Genomic DNA, 21,066 nt, shown 5'->3' with positions numbered 1-21,066 from the left:
TGTATTATTCACACTTTTAATTCGAGGCCCGTCAATCTCCCCCCCAGCATCACCACACGCCCAAAAACTCCATCTTTAAGATAAGATTGTACAAAAATTTCACCTCCACTTTATTGATTTTTGAATGCTAAATTAGGGCCCATTCAAGTGCCTCCAGAAAAGTAAAATGGATCAAGACTCAGGGGGAAATCCATTTTGTAGGTCTACTTAGAAACTACACCATTACTTACCAACACGCTCGTTTACATGCTACCAACCGAACTGATAGGTCGCTTCCATCCACTGATTGTCCACTTGCCCATCGGCATCTTGCTCTTTGCCTTTGCAATGATGGTATTTCAGCGCATTCGAAAAATTGACATCGATGTGGTGATCGGTTTTGCGTTGTTTTCAGGTGCACTGTGCTCGATCGCTGCTTGTGTAGCGGGCTGGTTTTTGGCGCAATCTGGGGAATACGACGCGGCGCTGGTCGCCAAACACCAATGGACTGGAATTGCGACCACCGCTCTGGCCGCGCTGGCTTTTGCACTCAAACGTTTCCGCTGGGTTTTGATGGTCAGTACTGTTATTCTGTTGACCTTGGCGGGCCATTACGGGGGAAACCTGACCCACGGCGAGGACTACCTTTTTCCCAAAAAGAAAACCGCGCAATCGGTAAACATCCCCAATCTGGATAGTTTACAAACGGTAGAATTGGCCAGTACTACCGATAGCACTGCTACAAACTCGGGCAATGAAGGTGTTCCACAAACCGTTGAACGAAAAACCTTTATTTACCGCGATTATGTGGTACCTATTTTGGAAAACAAGTGTTACAGTTGCCATTCGGCTACCAAAATGAAAGGTGGCCTCCGCCTGGATACCGAAGCATTCATCAAAAAAGGTGGGAAAAATGGCAGCATCCTGAGTCCCGGAAACCCCAATGCCAGCAGCATCTTCAGCTGCTTGCTGCTACCCCCCGACGATGACAACCACATGCCTCCCAAGGGCAAACCCCAGCTCAGCGAACAGGAAATCGCCGCCCTGCATTTTTGGATCAAAAAGGGCGCAGCTTTCCAGGAACAGATCGAAACCATTACCATTGGCGCAGGTAGCAGCCCAACTGCACTGGCAATCCCCAGCCTCAAACTGGCTGAGCTCCCCAAAGCCCCCAGCGCTGATAGCTTAGCCGCAAAAGGATCAATCAATGCCTCGGTAAGCAGATCCAGTCAAGAGGCCGGAATTTTGAGTACCCCCGTCGAAGTAGCAACACCAGCGGCTTTGGCTCAATTGCAACAAAACAACATCATCATCAGCGATTTTGGCCAGGGCAGCAATTACCTCATGGCGAATTTTGTCAATGTAAAAAAATACCGCGCCACATTGCTGGATGACTTAAAAAGCATCAACAATCAAGTGTTGAGAATCCGCTTGAGCAATCAACCCGTGCAGGACGATGACCTCAAAAAATTGGCCAGTTTTAAAAACTTAACCTGGCTCAATTTGGAAAAAACCAGCATTAGCGACGCAGGTCTGTCCCATTTGCAAAACCTGCCCAATCTGGAACAGCTCAACTTGTACGGAACGAACATTACGGATCGAGGACTACTTGCACTGCCGAAATGCGCCCACCTGAAAACGCTCTACTTATGGCAAACCAAAGTCAGTCCCACCGGAGTTGAACAATTGAAAAAGGCCATGCCACAATTACAAATCGTGATGGGGGGATTCCAATTTGTCAAACCCGATTCCATGGGTGCAGGCAAAAAAGAACTACCTTCCGGTAACAAACAGGCCCTCTAAATTCAAGCAACATGAACATTTTCGAAGAATACAATAGCAAAGTCAATCGCCGCGAATTTTTATCCGGCAGTGTGTTGGGTTTAGGCGCTACCGCGCTAAGCAGCCTGCTCACCGGCAATGAGTTTTTGACCAACGACAACAATTTGCCCCACTTCCCACCCAAAGCCAAACGGGTGATTTATTTGTTCCAAAGTGGCGCTCCTTCTCAATTGGAGTTGTTCGATTACAAACCCAAATTGAAGGAGATGTTTGGGCAGGAATTGCCTGCTTCCATACGGGGCGAACAGCGGGTGTCCGGCATGACAGCCAATCAGCGCTCTTTTCCGCTGGCTTATGGCAAATTTACTTTTGGTCAATATGGCCAGGGCCGCATTTGGCTCAGCGACCTCTTGCCGTACCACCAACAGATCGCCGATGAACTCTGCGTCGTCAAATCGGTTCATACCGAAGCCATCAACCACGATCCTGCGGTGACCTTTATCCAAACGGGCAGCCAGCAGGGTGCGCGGCCCAGTTTTGGCTCCTGGATCAGCTACGGACTGGGCTCCGAGAATAAAAACTTGCCTGCTTTTTGTGTGCTCTTATCGCGTTCCACCAGCTACGACCAACCGCTGTATGCCAAGTTGTGGAACAATGCCTTTTTGCCTTCCGAACACCAGGGCGTCTTGTTCCGCTCCGGCGATGATCCCATTTTGTACCTCAACGACCCACCCGGGGTCGACAAAGTGACCCGCCGGGACATGCTGGATGTGTTGGCCAAATTGCACAAACAGCAATTGGAAACCGTGCTCGATGACGAACTCAACAGCCGCATTGCCCAGTACGAAATGGCCTACCGCATGCAAACTGCGGTGCCCGATACCCTGGATGTGAGCAAAGAACCCGATTGGGTCTTCGACCTCTATGGCCCCCAGGCCCGCAAACCGGGAACCTATGCCGCCAACTGCCTCCTGGCGCGTAAACTCATTGAAAACGACGTGCGTTTTGTCCAATTGTACCACCAGGGTTGGGACCAACACGGCAATTTACCCACCGACATTAAAAAATTGGCCAAAGATGTGGATCAAGCCTCGGCTGCGCTGATTTTGGACCTCAAACAACGTGGACTGCTGGAAGATACCCTCGTGATCTGGGGTGGAGAATTTGGCCGGGGCTGTTATTCCCAAGGCAAGTTGACCCCCGACAATTATGGGCGCGACCACCATCCCCGCTGCTACTCCATCTGGATGGCTGGCGCCGGGGTGAAAAAAGGGTTTACTTACGGCGAAACAGATGATTTTGGCTACAACATCATCAAAGATCCGGTGCATGTTCACGATTACCAGGCCACCATCATGCACCTCCTGGGCATCGATCACGAGCGCTTTACTTTCAAGTTTCAGGGCCGACGTTATCGCCTGACCGATGTGGCCGGTCATGTGGTGAAGGATATTTTATTGTAAGCCAGTTGTTTATTTTTTGTTGAATTCAATAGTTGAACATGTTCCATCGCAATAAATTATTCGGTTTTGCTGTGCTGATCCTCTTTTTTGGAATTCAGAGCTACCCATATTTCGTCCCTACGGGCTACCCACATTTCGTCCCTACGGGACTCGGGAAAACATGGGGGCCCTTGTTTGCTACCCATATTGCGCCCCTAGCGGGGCTCCCGTTGCGCGGAAAAATAGTAGCAAACGGTAATTCCCAAAGGTTCCCCGAGGCCCGTAGGGACGAAATATGGGTAGCAAACGGTAATTCCCGAAGGTTTCCCGAGTCCCGTAGGGACGAAACGTGGGTAGCCCGTAGGGACGAAATGTGGGTAGCCAATATCCCCGCCGAACCCAAACTCGATTTCAACAGCCAAATCAAACCCATTTTGGCCGACCGTTGCTTCAAATGCCATGGCCCCGACGAAAACAAGGTAGACGCTGGCCTCCAACTCACTTCCTTTAAAAAAGCAACTGCCCTTTTGGAGTCCGGCAAACGGGCCATTGTCCCCTTCAAACCCCAGGAAAGTGAATTGGTCAAACGCATCCTGACCACCGATCCAGATGACGTAATGCCTTCGCCCAAATCCAACCTCAGCCTCGCTGAGGCCGAAAAAAAATTACTCATCCAATGGATTGAACAAGGTGCCGAATACCAGGAACATTGGGCCTTTATTCCCCCCGCAACCCATCAGGTTCCAACCGTCCAAAACAAAACCTGGGTCAAAAATCCCATTGATTATTTTATTGCCCAAAAACTGGAAGCAAAAGGCCTCAAACCCAATGCGGAAGCCAATAAAGAAACCCTGATCCGGCGACTTTACCTGGACTTGACGGGCTTACCCCCCACTGTGGCCGAGGTTCGTTCCTTTGTGAATGACCCCTCTCCCCTAGCCTACCAAAACCTGGTCGATCGTTTGTTGACCTCCCCGCATTATGGCGAACGCATGGCGCTCGAATGGCTGGATGTGGCGCGTTATGCCGACTCACATGGCTATCAGGACGATGGCTTGCGCAATACTTACCCCTACCGCGACTGGGTGATCCGGGCTTTCAACCAAAATTTGCCCTTTCACGAATTCATTACCTGGCAACTCGCGGGCGACCTCCTACCCAACCCTACCCGCGATCAACTCCTGGCCACTTGTTTCAACCGCAACCACCAACAAAGCCAGGAAGGAGGTGTGGTAGACGAAGAATACCGCGTAGAATACGTGGCCGACCGGGTGAATACCTTTGGCAAAGCTTTTTTGGGCCTCACCACCGAGTGTGCCCGCTGCCATACCCACAAATACGACCCGATCGAGCACAAAGATTATTACTCCCTTTTCGCTTTTTTCAACCAAAACAACGACACCGGGATTGTGCCTTACAACGGGGAGGCTTCTCCTACCGTGATCTTGCCCAGCCCAGCTGCCGAAAAAAGCCTGGACAGTTTGCGCGCCACGATGCAGCCCCATTTGTCCAAAATAAACGTGTCCAAACAATACCTCCAAGACCTGGAAAAATGGATGCAGGCCCTCAAAACCGAAGACAAAACCGCCCTCAGCCAGCCATCAGGCCGGGTGCTCCACCTCGATTTTGAAAAGCTGGATAGCACCCTTACCATTGACCACATCACCCCGCCATCCAAAGAAGAGCTGGCGAAACGCGCCAAGGAAATTGAAAAAAGCAAAAAAGACAGTACGTTCAAAATCAAACCCCTGGCCAAAATCAAGGGTTTTTGGAACCTCGAAAAAAGTGACACCAGCCTCAAAGCGGCTTCATTTTTAGGCGACCGCGACAAATACCCCCAGCAGACCCAGGGCAAAAAAGGCAACGCCATCACGTTCCGGGGCGACGCTGGAATGTACACTGGCCCAGCCCTCAATTATGACCGCCAGCAGCCTTTTTCGGTCAGCATTTGGGTCAAACTACTCAAAAAAGGGGAAGAAGGCCCGATCTTCAACCGCACCAATGGTGATGCCGAAGGTTATCGTGGCTGGCTTTGTAAACTGCACAAAGATGGTACCTTGTCTTTCCAGTTCAACCACGTTTGGCCAGCCAATGCCATCGATTTTCGAACCATCGATTCGCTCAAAGTGGGGGAATGGACCCACATCGCCCTGACGTATGATGGCAGTAGTAAAGCCGCCGGAGTACGCTTTTGGATCAATGGCACGATTCCCAAGTACGAGCTATTGACTGATGATTTGCAAAAAAGCATCGTTTTTGCCCGCCATCAATTCATCCGCGCCAAAAAGAACTTCATGCTGGGGATGGAACAGGGCAACAACTCCAAAACGATCCAGCATTTTGCGATGGACGAATTGCAGGTATTCAAACGGCAATTGTCGGAAATCGAAGTATTGGACCTTTTTGACGAACAGGAACGCATCAGCAAGCTCCTGGCCAAACCCACGCTCAATGCGAGCGAACAACAACAAGCACTGGAGTTTTACCTGCTCCGGGGGTTACAGCCGGAATTTGCCGCCAGTCAGGCCAGCTTATTGGCCTTGCGCCAGCAGGAAAACGAATTGGTAACCGATCAGGAGGAGGTGATGATCATGCGCGACCGCCAGGCTTACCGCAAAACCTTTATTCTCAATCGGGGGGCCTACGATGCGCCCTCCGACATCGAAGTGACCCCGGGTACCCTGGGCAAGGTTTTTCCTTTTGATGAAAAAAAATACCCGCGCAACCGCCTCGGTTTGGCGCAATGGTTGTTGGCACCCGAAAATCCATTGTTTGCCCGGGTGGCGGTAAACCGCTATTGGCAAATGCTCTTTGGCGAAGGTTTGGTCGAAACCCAGGAGGATTTTGGCAACCAGGGGGCACTTCCCTCCCACCCTGCTTTGCTGGATTGGCTGGCGCTTGATTTTAGGGCCAAAAACTGGGATGTGAAGGCTTTTATCCGGCAAATTGTGCTGTCGGCTACTTACCGGCAATCGTCCATCCCCAGCTCTGCTGCCAAAGAACTGGATTTCAGCAATAACCTGTACAGCCGCTACCCTGCGCACCGTTTGCCCGCCGAGTTGGTACGCGACAATGCCCTGGCTGCCAGTGGACTTTTGGTGCCGCATATTGGTGGCCCCAGTGTGTACCCCTACCAGCCCGCCGGATTGTGGGAAGCGCTGGCGACGCGCAATGCCACGGTCTATGTGCAAAACCACGGCGATAGTTTGTACCGCCGCAGCCTGTACACGATTATGAAACGTAGTGCTCCGCCCCCCTCCATGCTCAATTTTGATGCAACGGATCGCTCGTACTGTGTGGTGAGGCGGCAAAAAACGGCCTCACCCTTGCAAGCTTTGGTGCTGATGAACGATCCGCAGTTTGTGGAGGCTGCGCGCATTTTGGCCGAAAAAATGGTCAAAAGTGCGCCCCAAGTCGACGCGCGCCTGGAGTACGGTTTTCAAGCCTTGATCAGCCGCAAACCGCGTGCCGCTGAATTGGTGGAACTAAGCCGTTTGTTTGAAAAACAATGGGCCTATTTTCAGCAACACCCTGAGTTGGCTAGCCAATTGTTGAAAGTGGGCGAGTATACCCGCGACCCTCAATTGAACGAAGCAGAGGTGGCGGCTTTCACCATTGTGGCTTCTACTTTGATGAACTTTGATGAGTTTTCGGTGAAACGTTAATTTGCATAAATCCAGGTTGTTGTAAAGGTCAAAATAATCCAGGTTTTAATTAATATGGTCAAGTAATTAAGTAGCGCTTCACACTACTGGACATTTCGCTCGGAGGACATCCTAGTTCAAAAACCGTCAAATACATAGATAAATCTGCTCATTTAAAAATAGTATTTGGCGGTTTTACTCCCTTTGGAAAAAAAATTCTAAAAAACCTTTAAATTGGTTTAGGGGTTTCAGCCTTTCAACTCACTATAAGCGAATCGCAAGCGAAAAATGGATGCTAACTACATTTTGGAAGAAGAGCAGCTGATTCGACGCTTTCAAGCAGGAGATTTGAAGGCATTCGAAAAGATCTACGACCAGTACTGGCTGAAGTTGTATACCCTGGCGTATACCCATATCGGCACCAAAGAGGAAGCAGAAGACCTGGTTCATAACCTGTTTGAAAACCTTTGGAAAAAACGAAAAGAGTTAAACATCCGAAACTTGACCACTTATTTGATTGCTTCGGTCAAATACTTGTCAGTTGCCTACATCAAGTCAAAGATCAATCTGCGCAAGTACCAGGAATACCTCATTTTTCAGGAAATCGAGCGCAGCAGTACGGTAGAAGACATCATCAATTTTTCAGACTTGCAAAAAGCGGTAGAAGAAGCGATGAAAAAACTACCTGAAAAAACGGTAGAGGTCTTTAAAATGAGTCGCTACGAGCACAAGACGGTTAGTGAAATAGCCAAGCACTTAAACCTCTCGGAGAAAGCGGTGGAATACCACATCACCAAGTCTCTGAAAGTGTTGAAAGAGCGCTTGCAAGACTTCCACCAAAACTAATCCATCTCATCTCAACTCTTTAACCAGCTAGGCAATGACGCAGTATGAATTTGATAAGTTGTTGGAAAAATACCTCCAGGGTGGCTGTACCCCAGAGGAAGAACTACTTTTAGACAATTGGGCGAATCGACAAATGGAGCACGACACCAGCTTTTTACCCGAAGAGGAAGCCAAACTCATCAAAAAACAATTGTGGCGGCGCATCCGCCGAGGCGTGCTCAGCCATTCCTTGAGCATCACCCGTATTTCCTGGGTCAGATGGGGCATTGCGGCTTCCATTGTTTTTATTTTGTCGCTTTTTTTTCAGGACATCATCGCCCCCAGAAAAAGCGAACACCTGAGTAGTAAGTTGAAGCACCTTGAACATCGCAATACCAGTAAAAAAACCCAAACACTTACGCTCGTAGACGGTAGTACGGTCAAACTGCAACCCAATAGCGCTATTACTTACCCCAAAAAATTCAATCGCCAAAACCGGGTGATCTACTTGAAAGGTGCAGCCTTCTTTAAGGTTAAGCGCGATTCCTCCCGACCTTTTATTGTGCACACTGGAACCTTGGTTACCGAAGTATTGGGCACCAGTTTTCACATCAAACAGCACGAAGAAAACAATACAGTGGAGGTAGCAGTGGTCACCGGAAAAGTGTCGGTGTACACCATCAAACCTGAGCAAAAAGATGAGCACAATGGATTGATTCTCACACCCAATCAACGGGTAGTGTATGACCAGGTTTCTCAAAACATCGTACCCAGCATTGTTGAAAATCCTTTGCAACTCAACACCGCCTCATTGAGTGCACCCAAACTGGATTTTGAAGAGGCTTCGCTACAATCTGTACTGGACGTATTGTCGACTTTATACGGCATTGAGTTTGTTATTTCTACTGATCAAATTAAGGACTGCACCATCACTGCAGACTTGAATGGTTTGTCTATGTTCACCCAACTGGAACTCATTTGTAAATCGATCGATGCCAGCTATGAAAAGCGCGGCACGGTAGTATTTATCAACGGGGAAGGATGTTAGAGTTCGTTTAAATATTTTCGCCGAAAACAAAAATATTTAAACAAGCTCTTAAAAAAGAAAAAGCCGAAAATGCTACGAACACTTTCGGCTGCTGGTTCGCCCTCTACAAACGCCAATCTGTGGGAGGGCTTGTTTCTCAATTTTCCAATTAAAAAACAAGTAAATATGGACAAAAATTTACTCACTTCCAAAACATGGAGGAAATTTATGCGTATCACGGTTTCCCAATTGCTTTTGGTGGCACTCTTCAGCACAGTAGCGTGGGCACATAACTCTGAGGCGCAGGAAGTGCTCAATCGGAGCATTACCGTAGTGGGCAAACAACTCGAATTAAGAGACATTTTAACCCGGATCGAAAATCAAGCCGAGGTTAAATTTGTGTACAGCAACAAAATCAAGGTGAGCCAACGATTGAGCCTAAATGCCAAAGATCGGAAACTATCAGAGGTGTTGGGTGAAATCCTGAATCCGGCTTCCATTGATTATGAGGTCATTGAAAACCGGATTTTGTTAAAAAAAGGCAAAATGAAAAAAATGGGCCTATTGCCCAGTACAAAAAAAATAGAGTCCCCGGTATTCAGCATTGTAGAAGCGATCACCATTCAAGGGCGAATCCTGGATGAAACGGGCGCTGGACTTCCCGGGGTAACCATTCAAATCAAAGGAACCCAACAAGGAACGGTATCGGACACCAATGGCAATTTTACCCTCAATGTACCCGACGAAAAAGCCGTGCTGCTCTTTAGTTTTGTAGGGTATGTGCCCCAGGAAATTTCGTTGAATGGGCAAACCAACCTCAATGTGAATCTACAACCCGATACCGAGGCGCTGAACGAAGTAGTGGTGGTAGGTTTTGGTACCCAGAAAAAAATCAACGCGACCGGGGCTATTTCCTCTGTGGGCACCAAGGAACTCATCCAGTCTCCGGTGGCCAACATCAGCAATTCCCTGGTTGGTCGCCTGCCCGGGCTTTTTGCAACCCAGTCGGGCGGAGAACCTGGCAATGACGGCTCCAAAATCAGAATCCGGGGGGTAGGTACCTTTTCGGGCAATACCGACCCACTGGTCATGGTTGACGGCATTCAGGTTGACAATTACAACAACATTGACCCCAATGAAATCGAATCCGTCACGATTCTGAAAGATGCTTCCTCAACGGCAGTTTATGGAATTCGGGGCGCCAATGGGGTGTTGATCATTACCACCAAACGGGGCAAAACGGGTGCGCCAAAAATCAGTTATACCGCCAATCAGGGCTTCAATTCATTCACTGCTTTACGGGAGAACATGAACAGCGCTGATTATGCCACCCATTTTAATACGGCGCTAAAGGCCGATGCCTATGTTACTGGGGCCGTGTATACCCCCCGCTACTCACCTACCGATATTGAACTGTACGCCAATGGTCAAGACCCCATTTTTCACCCCAACTCCAATTGGTTTGACATTATGTTTAGAAAGGTATCCACTCAAGCCCAACACAACCTCAGCATCAGTGGTGGGCAAAAAAGGGTGCGGTATTTCATTTCGGGTGGCTACTACAACCAGCAAGGTTTGTTCAAAGACACCAAGGACATCATCGACGCTTTTTCTCCACAGTCGATTTTTAGAAGATACAACATTCGCTCGAACTTTAATTTTGACATCACCTCCCGTTTAAAAATGGCGCTGGACTTGTCGTCTCAAACCGAAATACGCTCTGGCAACAACAATTCGAGTACCGAACGGGTCATTGGCGATATTGCCCGAACCAGTTCATTGGAAACGCCTGGGGTGGTAGATGGCAAAATTGTGAACATTTTTACCGGATCCAGAAACAACCCCTACGTAAGCTTGCTCTATCCAAACGCCGCGGGCGGGATCAAACGTTCGTACCGCAATTACCTCAATGGGTCATTGCGCCTCGATTATGACCTTGGGCTGATCACCAAAGGTTTGTCGGCAAATGGATTTATGGCCATTCAAACCTACAACGATCAGCAAATCATCAACACCAAAACCTTGATCACTTATTTGGCCGTAAGGCTACCCGATGGTACGATCAATTACGTACCGAGCACCACCGAAGCACAGTTCAACTTTAACCAAACGGGTACTTACAATCGGCGCATTACCGCCCAATTCGGGATTGATTACAAAAGAACTTTTGGCAAACATGGGGTTACCGCTTTGCTCTTGTACAACCAGCAAAAAACGACCGACCCTTCTTTTGCCTTTTTAATCCCTAAAGGTTATCAAAGTTATGTAGGCCGAGCCACTTATGATTACGGTGGTCGCTATCTGGCAGAGATAAATGTGGGGTATAACGGTACCGAAAATTTTGCCCCCGGAAAACGTTTTGGCTTGTTTCCGGCATATTCCTTGGGCTGGGTTTTGTCGCAAGAAGCTTTCTTCCCCAAGCAAGAGCTGATTTCCTTACTAAAAATCAGGGGTTCATACGGTGAGGTTGGCAATGACAACATCGGGGGAAGTCGTTTTTTGTATCGGCCAACCAGTTATTCTACGGTGGGCAGAATTTACTATTTTGGCAATGTAGGGGCTACCTATACAGGCTTCACCGGACTTCGGGAAGGAGCTACCGGCAACCCCGATGTGACCTGGGAACGTGCAATCAAGCAAAACCTCGGGGTGGAGATTCGGATGTTCAAGGATAAGCTCAGTTTCACCGGGGATATATTCAAAGAAAACCGCAGTGATATCCTGGCCACACCTCAAACCATTTCGAACATCACCGGGCTATCACAACCTGCGACAAACCTGGGGCGTATGGAGAACAAAGGGTACGAAGCCGACCTTACGTTTACCAACAAAGTTGGTGATTTTGGCTACCGCATCTCTACCAACTACAGCTTCGCCCGCAACAAAGTACTCTTCAGAGATGAAATACCGAACCAATATGCCTACCAAAACCGAACCGGGCAACGCCTGGGACAAAATTTTGGGCTCATTGCCGATGGCCTTTACAATAGCTGGGAAGAAGTAAACGATGCTAACCGACCCGTTTACCAATCGGTAAACAACCGTGTACAACCTGGAGACATTAGATTCAGAGACATCAATGGTGACGGAATCATCAATGATTTTGATCAGGTACCCATTGGTTATTCCAATATTCCCGAAATAACCTACGGCATATCTTTGGGGGGTAACTATAAAGGTTTTGACCTCTCGGTATTGTTTCAGGGTGTGGGGAATGTGTCGCTGTATTATACCCGCTTTCAAAGAACCTCCGGCTATGGCGGTGCCCCTCCCGAAGGATCCCCCAATTATTTAATCGAAAGCTGGACTCAGGAGCGTTACGAAGCAGGTTTACCCATCAACTTCCCCCGTTTTTCGGTGAGTACAAATCCCAATAATGCCGGTTCCAGTTTTTTCCTGGCAGACGCCAGTTACTTGCGCATCAAAAATGTAGAAGTAGGCTATTCAGCCAATCCAAAACTACTTAAGAAGTTGGGGATCAGTTCCTGCCGGATTTACGCCAACGCCAATAACCTGTTTACCTGGGATAAAGTCTATCCTGGAATTGACCCGGAAAACACCTCAACCGGAGATACCAATACCGAACCTTACCCCTTGGTGCGAACCATCAATTTCGGCCTCAATGTTAACTTCTAATCCTTGCTGCCATGAAAAAAACAATACTTATCCTTCCGGTCATACTCTGCTTGTTCATCATTTCTGCTTGTAAAAAGGATTTTTTAGATAAAGCACCAGGTGTAGACCTTACCGAAGACAATGTCTTCCTTACCAAAGCGGACCTCGAGAGTTTCCTCGCTACGGTATACAAATACAGCATGCATTCCAATTTTCGTTACCGGGACCAGGGCAATATCCCTTTCTCACAGGTAAACAGCACCGATTGCATTCACCCCAGTTCCAGCATTAGTGATGAAGGAGATGCATCTGAAGCCAATTTTGTCAACAACAATCGCTGGAATGAGGGCTTGGTTCTTCCTTCTAACATCATCAATGTTGAAGACTTCCGCTACTTCATCCGCTGGATCGCCATGCGGCAAATTGCACTGGTGATCAACAGAATTGATGAAGTTCCCGATGCCGATGAGGCTTTCAAGAAGCAAGTTGTTGCTGAAGTCAAGTTCTTACGGGCCTTGATGTACATGGAAATGCTCAAACGTTATGGAGGTGTACCGATTGTGGATCAAATGTTTGAACCGGGCGTAGCCGTTGACGTACCCCGCAGTTCATTTGAAGATTGTGTAAAGTTCATCATCAAAAATCTGGATGAGGCGATTCCGAATCTGCCTCCAATTTATTCTGCTTCCCAAACCGGCAGAGCAACTTCAGTGGCCGCACTGGCCCTGAAATCGGAAGTATTGTTGTATGCGGCTAGCCCACAGTACAACACCGCCGCCCCCGTTTTGAGTATGGCCAACCCAGCCGACAACAAGTTGATCTGTTATGGCAATTACGATGTAAACCGCTGGAAACTGGCCGCAGATGCTGCCAAAGAAGCCCTCGATTTTGCACTGGCCAACGGTTATGGCTTGATTGATGAACCCAACAACCGCAGTCCCAAAGAGTTGGACAATGGCACCGTGGGTCCTTTGGGCAATTACCGTGCATCATGGGAGACACCAAACAATAAAGAGCTGATCCTGATGTTCCAGGGTGGCCAATTGGCAGGTGGGATTACGAACATCGGAAACGCGCCCCTGACTTTCATCAACCCGGCCTGCTTTGGTTCATTCTGGAGTGGGATCAGTGTACCCCTCAACTTTATTCGGAAATATGAAGACACGCTGGGGCAGGTCGTTACTTGGGATGTTAAAGGTGGACCCGACTTGATTGCAAAATACCGCTCCCTCGATCCCCGCTTTAAACAAACTGTGGCTTATACCAATAGCTATTATACTGCTCGGGATCCCATCGCGCAAATTTACAGTGGAGGGAAAGATTACGTCAATTGTAAAGGTGGAGTCTGGCTGCGGAAATACATCCCCCGCAACGCCACCAGCGGCAATTTTGTGTTGAATGACGTATTGTTTCGGGTCAATGAACTTTACCTGAATTATGCGGAAGCCTTGAATGAATTCAGCGCGGCACCACCTGCGGAAGCCTATGCGGCTGTAAATGCCATCAGAAGCCGTTCGAAAATGCCCAATCTGCCCGAAGGCCTCAGCAAGGAGCAATTCAGGGAACGGGTAAGAAATGAAATTGCCGTTGAAATGGCCGCCGATGACCACCGCTTTTGGGACGTCAAACGTTGGTTGCTTGCTGAAGACGAAGGGGTCATGAAAGGAAACTTTGAAGGCCTGAGAATCAACCGGGTTGGTACGGCGCCCAATTATACCTACAGCTGGGAGCCCTATACTTTTGAAACCAGAACCTTCAACCGCAACATGTATTTGCACCCCTTTCCACAGAGTGAAGTCCTGAAAGGTAATTTAATACAAAACCCGGGTTGGCAATAGACAACCGCCTTCAAACGTCATCATGAAATCAACCTATAACATCAGCGTACAGCTTATTGTACTCTTTATCCTACTACTCGCTCAGGCTTCGTTTGCACAAACGACCGAGAGCGATACGATAATCCTGAGCAATGCGCCAGTTAAGTCCCTTTTTAAGGGGCAAAGAAACATTGCATTTGGCGTTCAGCCTGCCCAACACGTCAGCACGGCCATATCAACCGTTTATGGCAGCGATTTGGAAAAAACCTTCAACCTGAACCTGGGCAATACTCTTTATGGCCGCCTGAGTGGTTTAGTGGTGACCCAAGGGGGGGCCGAACCCGGTGTCGCTACCCCTGGTATGCTGATCCGGGGCATCAATACATTTGGTGGGGCCAGCAATGCCCCTTTGTACATCATTGATGGTTTCATCAGCAATGGTACGGGTCCATCCAATGCGTTTATGCAATTGACCCCCGAAGAAATTGAGTCCATCTCGGTACTAAAAGACGCAGCTTCCACGGCGCTTTATGGTGCTCGTGCTGCAAATGGCGTGGTATTGGTCACGACCAAAGCGGGAAAAGAAGGCCAATTGAAAGTTTCGTTTACCACCCGTCAGGGCTTCAACCAGGCGCAGGCCTTGCCCCAATTTTTGAATGCCTATGATTACAGTGTATTGTACAACGAGGCCTTAAACAACGATGGCTTACCCATCCGTTATTCCGATGCAGATCTCGAAGCGTATAAAGATGGCTCCGACCCGGTTTTCCATCCCGATGTGGATTGGTACGATCAAGTGCTGAGGCCCACCTCGTATGCTTCCAGCTACAATTTGAATTTTGGCGGTGGCGACAAGTTTGTCCGGTACTTTGTGTCGCTAAATGCCCTGAACAGCCAAGGCTTGTTCAAAAAATTTGGCGACCTCAGCGATGAGAGCATTGATTCAAAATATGCGAAATACAATTTCCGGTCCAATTTAGACATTTCGCTCTCCAGAAGATTGTCTGTGGAGTTTAGAATTGCTGGCTCCATTGAGGCAAGCAGTAACCCGAACAACTACACGACGGGGTCAACCTTTAGTTTGTTGCAATCATTGCCACCCAATGCATTTCCGGTGTATAACCCCAATGGAAGCTACGGCGGCAATGCCTTGTACGCCAACCCGGTGGGCAATTTGATCTCCACGGGTTTTTACAACAACAATTCCCGCACCATTTTGTCTTCCTTGAAATTTACCGAGCAGTTGGACATGATTACCAAAGGTTTGAGTGTGTCCGCGGCCGTTTCCATCAACAATTATTTTGAACAGGGTTCCCGGAAATCCAAACAGTACCCCCGCTATTCAGTAACGCGGGGGGTAATCGGGGATACCATTTATAGCCCTCCAGTGGGTCAGCTGACTTCCTTATCTGGCGCCGAGGAGACCCTGGATCAATACCGGAATTTCATCGTACAGGCTTTTTTAAACTACCAAAGAACCTTCGGCAAGCACGATATTTCGGCGATGGTCATGATGAACAACGACAACGTTACGCTCTTTGGACCAGCTTCTGACCCGTCAAACCCCACGGCGAATTCTACGGATCCCTACAAACACAATAGCGCGGCGGGCCGACTCACCTATGTCCTCAATGAGAAGTACATCGCTGAATTTTCATTGGGCTACATGGGCAGCGAGGTTTTTGCCCCCGAAAAAAGATATGGCTTTTTCCCAGCCGGTTCTGTCGGATGGATCTTGTCTAACGAAGGTTTTTTGAAACAAAGTCAAACCATCAATTTTTTAAAGCTGCGCGCTTCCTACGGCTTGGTGGGCAACGACATCATTGCCTCGCAAGGATTGTCCACTCGTTATGCCTATACCCCAACTTTTGGAGGTGGGGGCTATTTTTTCGGTACGGGTAACACCGGCGTTGGTGGTTTTGCCGAAAATGCCATCGCCAACAACAACGTAACCTGGGAAAAAGAAAAATCTTTGAACGTAGGACTTGACATCGCCTTCTTCAAACATTTCGAAGCCTCTTTTGACTATTTCAACCGCGACCGCTACGATATTCTGGTTGGTTCAAACAGTACGATTCCCCTCTACCTCGGAGTCATCACACCAACACTCAACCAGGGCAAAACCAACAACAATGGGTTTGATCTTGCTTTGCGGTACAATAGTGCCAACAAAAAGGCACTCCAGTTCTTTGCCGCAGCCAATGTATTTTATGCGAACAATAAAATTGTATTCAATGCGGAGGCCATTCAATTGAACCCACAACTCCTCAGTACCGGCAATAAAATTGGACAACCGCTGGGACTCAAAGCCATTGGTTTTTACTCCGCCGATGACATTGCCCAACGCTCGATCGATCCCAAAAGTGTACCGGGTGTACTGACCGAAGTAATCAGGGCCGGAGACATCAAATACCAGGATATCGGCGGGCCAGAAGGGAAACCAGATGGAATCATTGATGGCAATGACCGCATGCCCATCGGCAACCCTAGCCAGCCGGCATTGAGTGTTGGCTTACATACGGGGCTACGGTACAAGGGGTTTGATCTGGATTTGGTTTTCCAGGGAGTAACGGGTAATACCGTTTATCTGGGAGGAAATACTTTTCATGCGTTTCAGAGCAATGGGCAAGTTGCGCCCATTGCCTTTGGTCGCTGGACACCCCAAACTGCGGAATCCGCCACCTATCCGCGGCTATCTTCCAGAGACAACCTCAACAACTACCAGTTTTCTTCTTTCTGGCAACGGGATGGCAGCTTCGTCAAATTGCGCAGTGCCGAGATTGGCTATTCTTTACCCGCTCAATTGACGGATAAAGTCAGAATTTCATCGGCCAGAATTTTCATCAATGGAACCAATCTTTTCTCCTGGGACAACATTGAATACGGCGACCCTGAATCTCTGACCGGCTATCCGGTCATGAGAACTTTGACCCTTGGGCTGAACATTCAATTGTAAATCCTTAAAATGAATAGTTGACATGAAAAGATATAGCTACCTGTTTGCGGTTTGTGGCGTACTTGCTTTGGCGAGCTGCGAAAAACTGGACCGGGATTTCGTCACGACCATTGGTCGCAATGAAATTGAACAATCATTTGGCAATGTGCAGGCACTGTTGAATGCCATCTATGCCGACCTTCCCGATGGCACTTTGTACATCGGCGGCGCAGCCATGATGGGTGCTGCTACCGATGAAGCTGAGTTTACGGCAGAAACCAATGCCGTCCAAAGTTTCAACTCCGGCAGTTGGAATGCGGTGAGCAATCCCGATTTTGTTTGGGATCGTTATTACCGGGGCATCCGTAAAGTGAACCAATTCCTGTTGTCTACAGGTAAAGTGAACCTTGACCCCTGGAGATTGGATCCCAATCCATCGGCGCAAACCGTTTATCAAACCAACCTGGCGGCCATCAAAAGATGGGCTTACGAAGCCAGATTTTTAAGGGCCTTTATGTATTTTGAGTTGGTAAAACGTTACGGCGGAGTGCCCCTGCTCAACGAAGCCCTCGAAGTAGACGCCGACTTTTCAAAAACCCAGCGCAATACCCTGGACGATTGTATCAAATTCATCGTCAGTGAGTGCGATTCGGCGGCCCTACAATTGCCACTCAATCCAACGACCCTACCTTATGTGGCGGCCACGGATCTGGGTAGGGTAACCAAGTTGAGCGCCTTGGCCTTAAAAAGTCGGGTATTGTTGTATGCGGCCAGCGAATTGTTCAACAACCCCTCCTGGGCCGCTGGGTATGCCAAACCAGAGTACATTTCCTTGCCCGCTGGAGACCGCAATGCCCGCTGGAAGGCGGCTTCTGATGCCGCCAAGGCCGTCATTGACGCCGCGCCATTGCCCAACTTGGGCGCTTACAAGGCGCTCTTCAATACCTTCAACAACGCGGAAATTATTTTTACCCGCCGGAATGGTGCGAGCAACCAGTTTGAACGGATCAACTCACCGATTGGATTCCCTCAAGGGCAAAGTGGCAATACGCCCTCCCAAAATCTGGTCGATGCGTACGAGGTAAAAGTAAATGCCACTACTGCGGTCAAGTTTGATTGGAACAATCCAGCCATGGCGGCTAACCCTTATGCAAACCGCGATCCGCGGCTGGAAATGACCGTCGTAAGAAATGATGCCTCCTTTGGCACCCCTGCACGCAAGGCGCAATTGTATACCTCAGGACTCGACGGCAAACCCATCACCAATGCCTCTAAGACTGGCTATTACCTGAGAAAATACCAAATCGAAAGTTTGAACCTGAACAACAACAATACTGGGGTACACAGCTGGATCATTTTCCGTTACCCGGAAATTTATTTGAATTATGCCGAAGCATTGAATGAGTGGAGTCCGGGTAATTCGGACATCAAAACATTCTACGACCGGGTCAGAAGCAGAACCGGGGTAGCCATGCCCGGTTTGCCGACTGGTTTGTCGCAAGCGGAGGTGAGAGAAGCAATTCGGAACGAAAAAAGGGTGGAATTTGCCTTTGAAGACCATCGTTTTTGGGATGTGCGCCGTTGGATGCAAGGGCCGACTTATTTTGGCACGCCACTCCGCGGAGTTGACATTACCCGCGACGCAACGACTGGCGCATTCAGCTATACGCCTAGCACAGTGGAGCAACGCACTTTTGACCCGAAAATGTACCTGTACCCGATCCCGCAAAACGACCTGAACATTTCGCCCTTGATCGTACAAAATCCATTGTGGTAACCAGCACTAATTAAAATTTCACCAATGAAAAAACACCTTTTCTTCAGCAATTTTTGGGCACTACTTTTCCTGGGATTTGTCGTTCTGTTTGCTTCCTGTGACAAACAAGGTCTCATCGGAGAAGCCATTTATCCTGCTCAAAACTTCTACATGTCTCAGGCTGCAGTAGCAACAGTAGGCCCTGGTGCCAATGGCATTTATACCATCACACCGCGCATTGAAGGTGTAGTGACCAGGTTCATCATTGACGCAGCCACTAAAAAATTCAACGTACCATTAGGGGTAATCCGTTCCGGAGTCAGTCTTGATGGTGAGGTCGAGGTAAGTGTGTTGACCAATACCGATACCATCAACAAGTTGATCGCGCTCAACAAGTTTGCGGTGGCTGCTGATCCAGCGGTTACGACCGAGCTCCTTCCATCGAGCGCATTTGCGTTGCCCGGATCGCTTACCGTCAAAGCTGGTGAGACCAATGCAAATTTTATACTGCCGATCGATTTGAATTTTTTAATCAATAGCCTGAACGACAATCCTAAAAAAAGGTACGCCATGGGGGTGTCGATCAAGCCCAACACCAACGCCGATAATCCCCAAATCGTGCCACTCCGCACCACGGTAATTTTAATTGACCCCGCTCAGGTTTTACTAGCGGCGGCTAATTTTTCATCGTTCGTGTATGCGGAAACCAAAACTGGGAATTTCAGCAACAGTACGGCCAATGGGGTGACCTATTCCTGGAATTACGGTGATGGATCGCCAGCGGAGACCACTCCTTCGCCAAGCCATAAATACGCTGCTGCGGGGACCTACACAGTTACCTTGACCGCAACCGGGGTTACCGGTCCTCCTTCGGTGAAAACAGCAAGTATCGTGATTCCATAAATTCATAAACATTGCCTTATGAAGCGCAGAACTTTCATTAAAAACGCCTCACTTGCCAGCGCAGGAGGGTTAACCATACTGAACTTTCCGGTATTCGGCAAAAATGCACCCAGCAATAAAGTAGTGGTCGCCGTAATGGGGGTCAACAGCCGTGGGGCTTACCACGCTGAAAAATTTGCTGAAATTCCTGGCGTAGAGGTGGCTTACCTCTGCGATGTGGAAGATGGTGCAATCAAAAAAGGCTTAAGTGCGGTCAAAAATGCCGCACGAAAGCCTGTGGTAGAAAAAGACATCCGCAAGTTGGTCAGCAAAAATGACTTCGATGCCCTGGTCATCGCTGCACCCGACCACTGGCATGCTCCTGCGGCCCTGCTTGGCCTGGCCAACGGCAAACACGTTTACGTTGAAAAGCCTTGCAGCTACAATCCCCAGGAAGGTGAAATGCTCATCGCAGCGCAAAAAAAATACGGCAAAACTGTCCAGGTAGGTAGCCAGCGTCGCTCCTTCCCTACCCTGATCGAAGCCGTGAAAGAAGTACGCGCTGGCTTGATTGGCAATCCGTATATGGCCAAAGCCTGGTACACCAATTCGCGCAAATCGATTGGGGTAGGAAAATCCATCCCGGTGCCCACTACCCTGGATTTTGACCTATGGCAAGGCCCCGCACCGCGTAAGGCGTACCAGGACAATCTGGTACACTACAATTGGCATTGGTTTTGGCATTGGGGCACCGGCGAAGCCTGCAACAATGGCAACCACGAGATCGATTGCTGCCGCTGGTTCTTAGGAGTCGACTTCCCCTCTAAGGTAACTTCAGCAGGTGGGCGCTACGCCTTTAAAGACGATTGGGAAACCCCCGATACCCAAATTGCTTCCTTTGAATTTGGCAACAATAAAACCATCACCTGGGAAGGCCGCAGCTGCAACTCCTACCCCATCGAAGGCAGCGGCCGTGGTTTTATCATTTATGGAGACAAAGGTACACTCGTCAACTATGGCGGTGGGGATTACAAAGTATACGATACGGCCAACAAGCTGGTCAAAGAAATCAAATCGAACGTCAAGGCTGATCCAAACAATACAGTGAGCGCCAGCGGCAATGCCGATATGTACCACTTGAGCAACTTTATCGAAAGTGTGCGGGGGAACGCAACGGTTACAGCCTCGGTCGAAGAGGGTCACCGCAGTGTGCTGCTTTGCCACCTAGCCAACATTGCCCAACGCACCGGAACAACCCTACAATGCGACCCACAAAACGGACGCATCCTCAACAACAAAGCTGCCACAAAATTGTGGGGACGGACTTACGAAAAAGGCTGGGAAATGACGGTTTAAAACCAC

11 protein-coding genes are annotated in these 21,066 nt (G+C 48.8%); all 11 read left to right on the top strand.

The genetic code is table 11. The annotated features are described in order from the left end of the window. The first annotated feature begins 246 nt into the window (after positions 1 to 246). The 11 genes from ACEW9O_RS19765 (at position 247) to ACEW9O_RS19715 (ending at position 21,060) form a co-directional block, all read left to right on the top strand. Positions 247 to 1,782, top strand: coding sequence for a c-type cytochrome domain-containing protein (locus ACEW9O_RS19765; protein ID WP_373551923.1), 1,536 nt, complete (start codon positions 247 to 249; stop codon positions 1,780 to 1,782). An 11-nt stretch (positions 1,783 to 1,793) separates the two neighbouring features. Then, a complete protein-coding gene (locus ACEW9O_RS19760) occupies positions 1,794 to 3,224 on the top strand; it encodes a DUF1501 domain-containing protein (RefSeq protein ID WP_373551922.1) in 1,431 nt (476 codons plus the stop codon). Between the two features lie 350 nt (positions 3,225 to 3,574). Continuing rightward, positions 3,575 to 6,868 carry a DUF1553 domain-containing protein gene (locus tag ACEW9O_RS19755; protein ID WP_373551921.1) on the top strand — a complete coding sequence of 1,098 codons (3,294 nt, stop codon included), beginning with the start codon at positions 3,575 to 3,577 and terminating at the stop codon, positions 6,866 to 6,868. Positions 6,869 to 7,135: 267 nt separating this feature from the next. Then, positions 7,136 to 7,693, top strand: coding sequence for an RNA polymerase sigma factor (locus ACEW9O_RS19750; RefSeq protein WP_373551920.1), 558 nt, complete (start codon positions 7,136 to 7,138; stop codon positions 7,691 to 7,693). 34 nt (positions 7,694 to 7,727) lie between these two features. Beyond that, a complete protein-coding gene (locus tag ACEW9O_RS19745; RefSeq protein ID WP_373551919.1) occupies positions 7,728 to 8,720 on the top strand; it encodes a FecR family protein in 993 nt (330 codons plus the stop codon). A 165-nt stretch (positions 8,721 to 8,885) separates the two neighbouring features. Beyond that, complete coding sequence (locus tag ACEW9O_RS19740; RefSeq protein ID WP_373551918.1) at positions 8,886 to 12,335, top strand: SusC/RagA family TonB-linked outer membrane protein; 3,450 nt, start codon at positions 8,886 to 8,888, stop codon at positions 12,333 to 12,335. 11 nt (positions 12,336 to 12,346) lie between these two features. After that, a complete protein-coding gene (locus ACEW9O_RS19735) occupies positions 12,347 to 14,152 on the top strand; it encodes a RagB/SusD family nutrient uptake outer membrane protein (protein WP_373551917.1) in 1,806 nt (601 codons plus the stop codon). 22 nt (positions 14,153 to 14,174) lie between these two features. Next, a complete protein-coding gene (locus tag ACEW9O_RS19730; RefSeq protein WP_373551916.1) occupies positions 14,175 to 17,087 on the top strand; it encodes a SusC/RagA family TonB-linked outer membrane protein in 2,913 nt (970 codons plus the stop codon). A 22-nt stretch (positions 17,088 to 17,109) separates the two neighbouring features. Beyond that, positions 17,110 to 18,843, top strand: a complete 1,734-nt coding sequence (locus ACEW9O_RS19725) for a RagB/SusD family nutrient uptake outer membrane protein (protein WP_373551915.1) — start codon at positions 17,110 to 17,112, stop codon at positions 18,841 to 18,843. Between the two features lie 24 nt (positions 18,844 to 18,867). After that, positions 18,868 to 19,725 (top strand): PKD domain-containing protein, encoded by an 858-nt coding sequence (locus tag ACEW9O_RS19720; RefSeq protein ID WP_373551914.1) that lies wholly within the window; start codon positions 18,868 to 18,870, stop codon positions 19,723 to 19,725. A gap of 18 nt (positions 19,726 to 19,743) precedes the next feature. Then, a complete protein-coding gene (locus ACEW9O_RS19715) occupies positions 19,744 to 21,060 on the top strand; it encodes a Gfo/Idh/MocA family protein (protein WP_373551913.1) in 1,317 nt (438 codons plus the stop codon). The last annotated feature ends 6 nt before the right edge of the window (positions 21,061 to 21,066 follow it).

Origin of the sequence: Haliscomenobacter sp. (assembly GCF_041740695.1) — a bacterium.
Classification (GTDB): Bacteria; Bacteroidota; Bacteroidia; order Chitinophagales; family Saprospiraceae; genus Haliscomenobacter.
The sequence above is the reverse complement of the archived record's forward strand: the minus strand, read 5'-3'. Positions and strand labels throughout refer to the sequence as shown.

Coding starts and splice junctions, on each gene's coding strand:
- ACEW9O_RS19765 (WP_373551923.1), top strand. CDS start 247: ATGCTACCAACCGAACTGATAGGTCGCTTCCATCCACTGATTGTCCAC.
- ACEW9O_RS19760 (WP_373551922.1), top strand. CDS start 1,794: ATGAACATTTTCGAAGAATACAATAGCAAAGTCAATCGCCGCGAATTT.
- ACEW9O_RS19755 (WP_373551921.1), top strand. CDS start 3,575: ATGTGGGTAGCCAATATCCCCGCCGAACCCAAACTCGATTTCAACAGC.
- ACEW9O_RS19750 (WP_373551920.1), top strand. CDS start 7,136: ATGGATGCTAACTACATTTTGGAAGAAGAGCAGCTGATTCGACGCTTT.
- ACEW9O_RS19745 (WP_373551919.1), top strand. CDS start 7,728: ATGACGCAGTATGAATTTGATAAGTTGTTGGAAAAATACCTCCAGGGT.
- ACEW9O_RS19740 (WP_373551918.1), top strand. CDS start 8,886: ATGGACAAAAATTTACTCACTTCCAAAACATGGAGGAAATTTATGCGT.
- ACEW9O_RS19735 (WP_373551917.1), top strand. CDS start 12,347: ATGAAAAAAACAATACTTATCCTTCCGGTCATACTCTGCTTGTTCATC.
- ACEW9O_RS19730 (WP_373551916.1), top strand. CDS start 14,175: ATGAAATCAACCTATAACATCAGCGTACAGCTTATTGTACTCTTTATC.
- ACEW9O_RS19725 (WP_373551915.1), top strand. CDS start 17,110: ATGAAAAGATATAGCTACCTGTTTGCGGTTTGTGGCGTACTTGCTTTG.
- ACEW9O_RS19720 (WP_373551914.1), top strand. CDS start 18,868: ATGAAAAAACACCTTTTCTTCAGCAATTTTTGGGCACTACTTTTCCTG.
- ACEW9O_RS19715 (WP_373551913.1), top strand. CDS start 19,744: ATGAAGCGCAGAACTTTCATTAAAAACGCCTCACTTGCCAGCGCAGGA.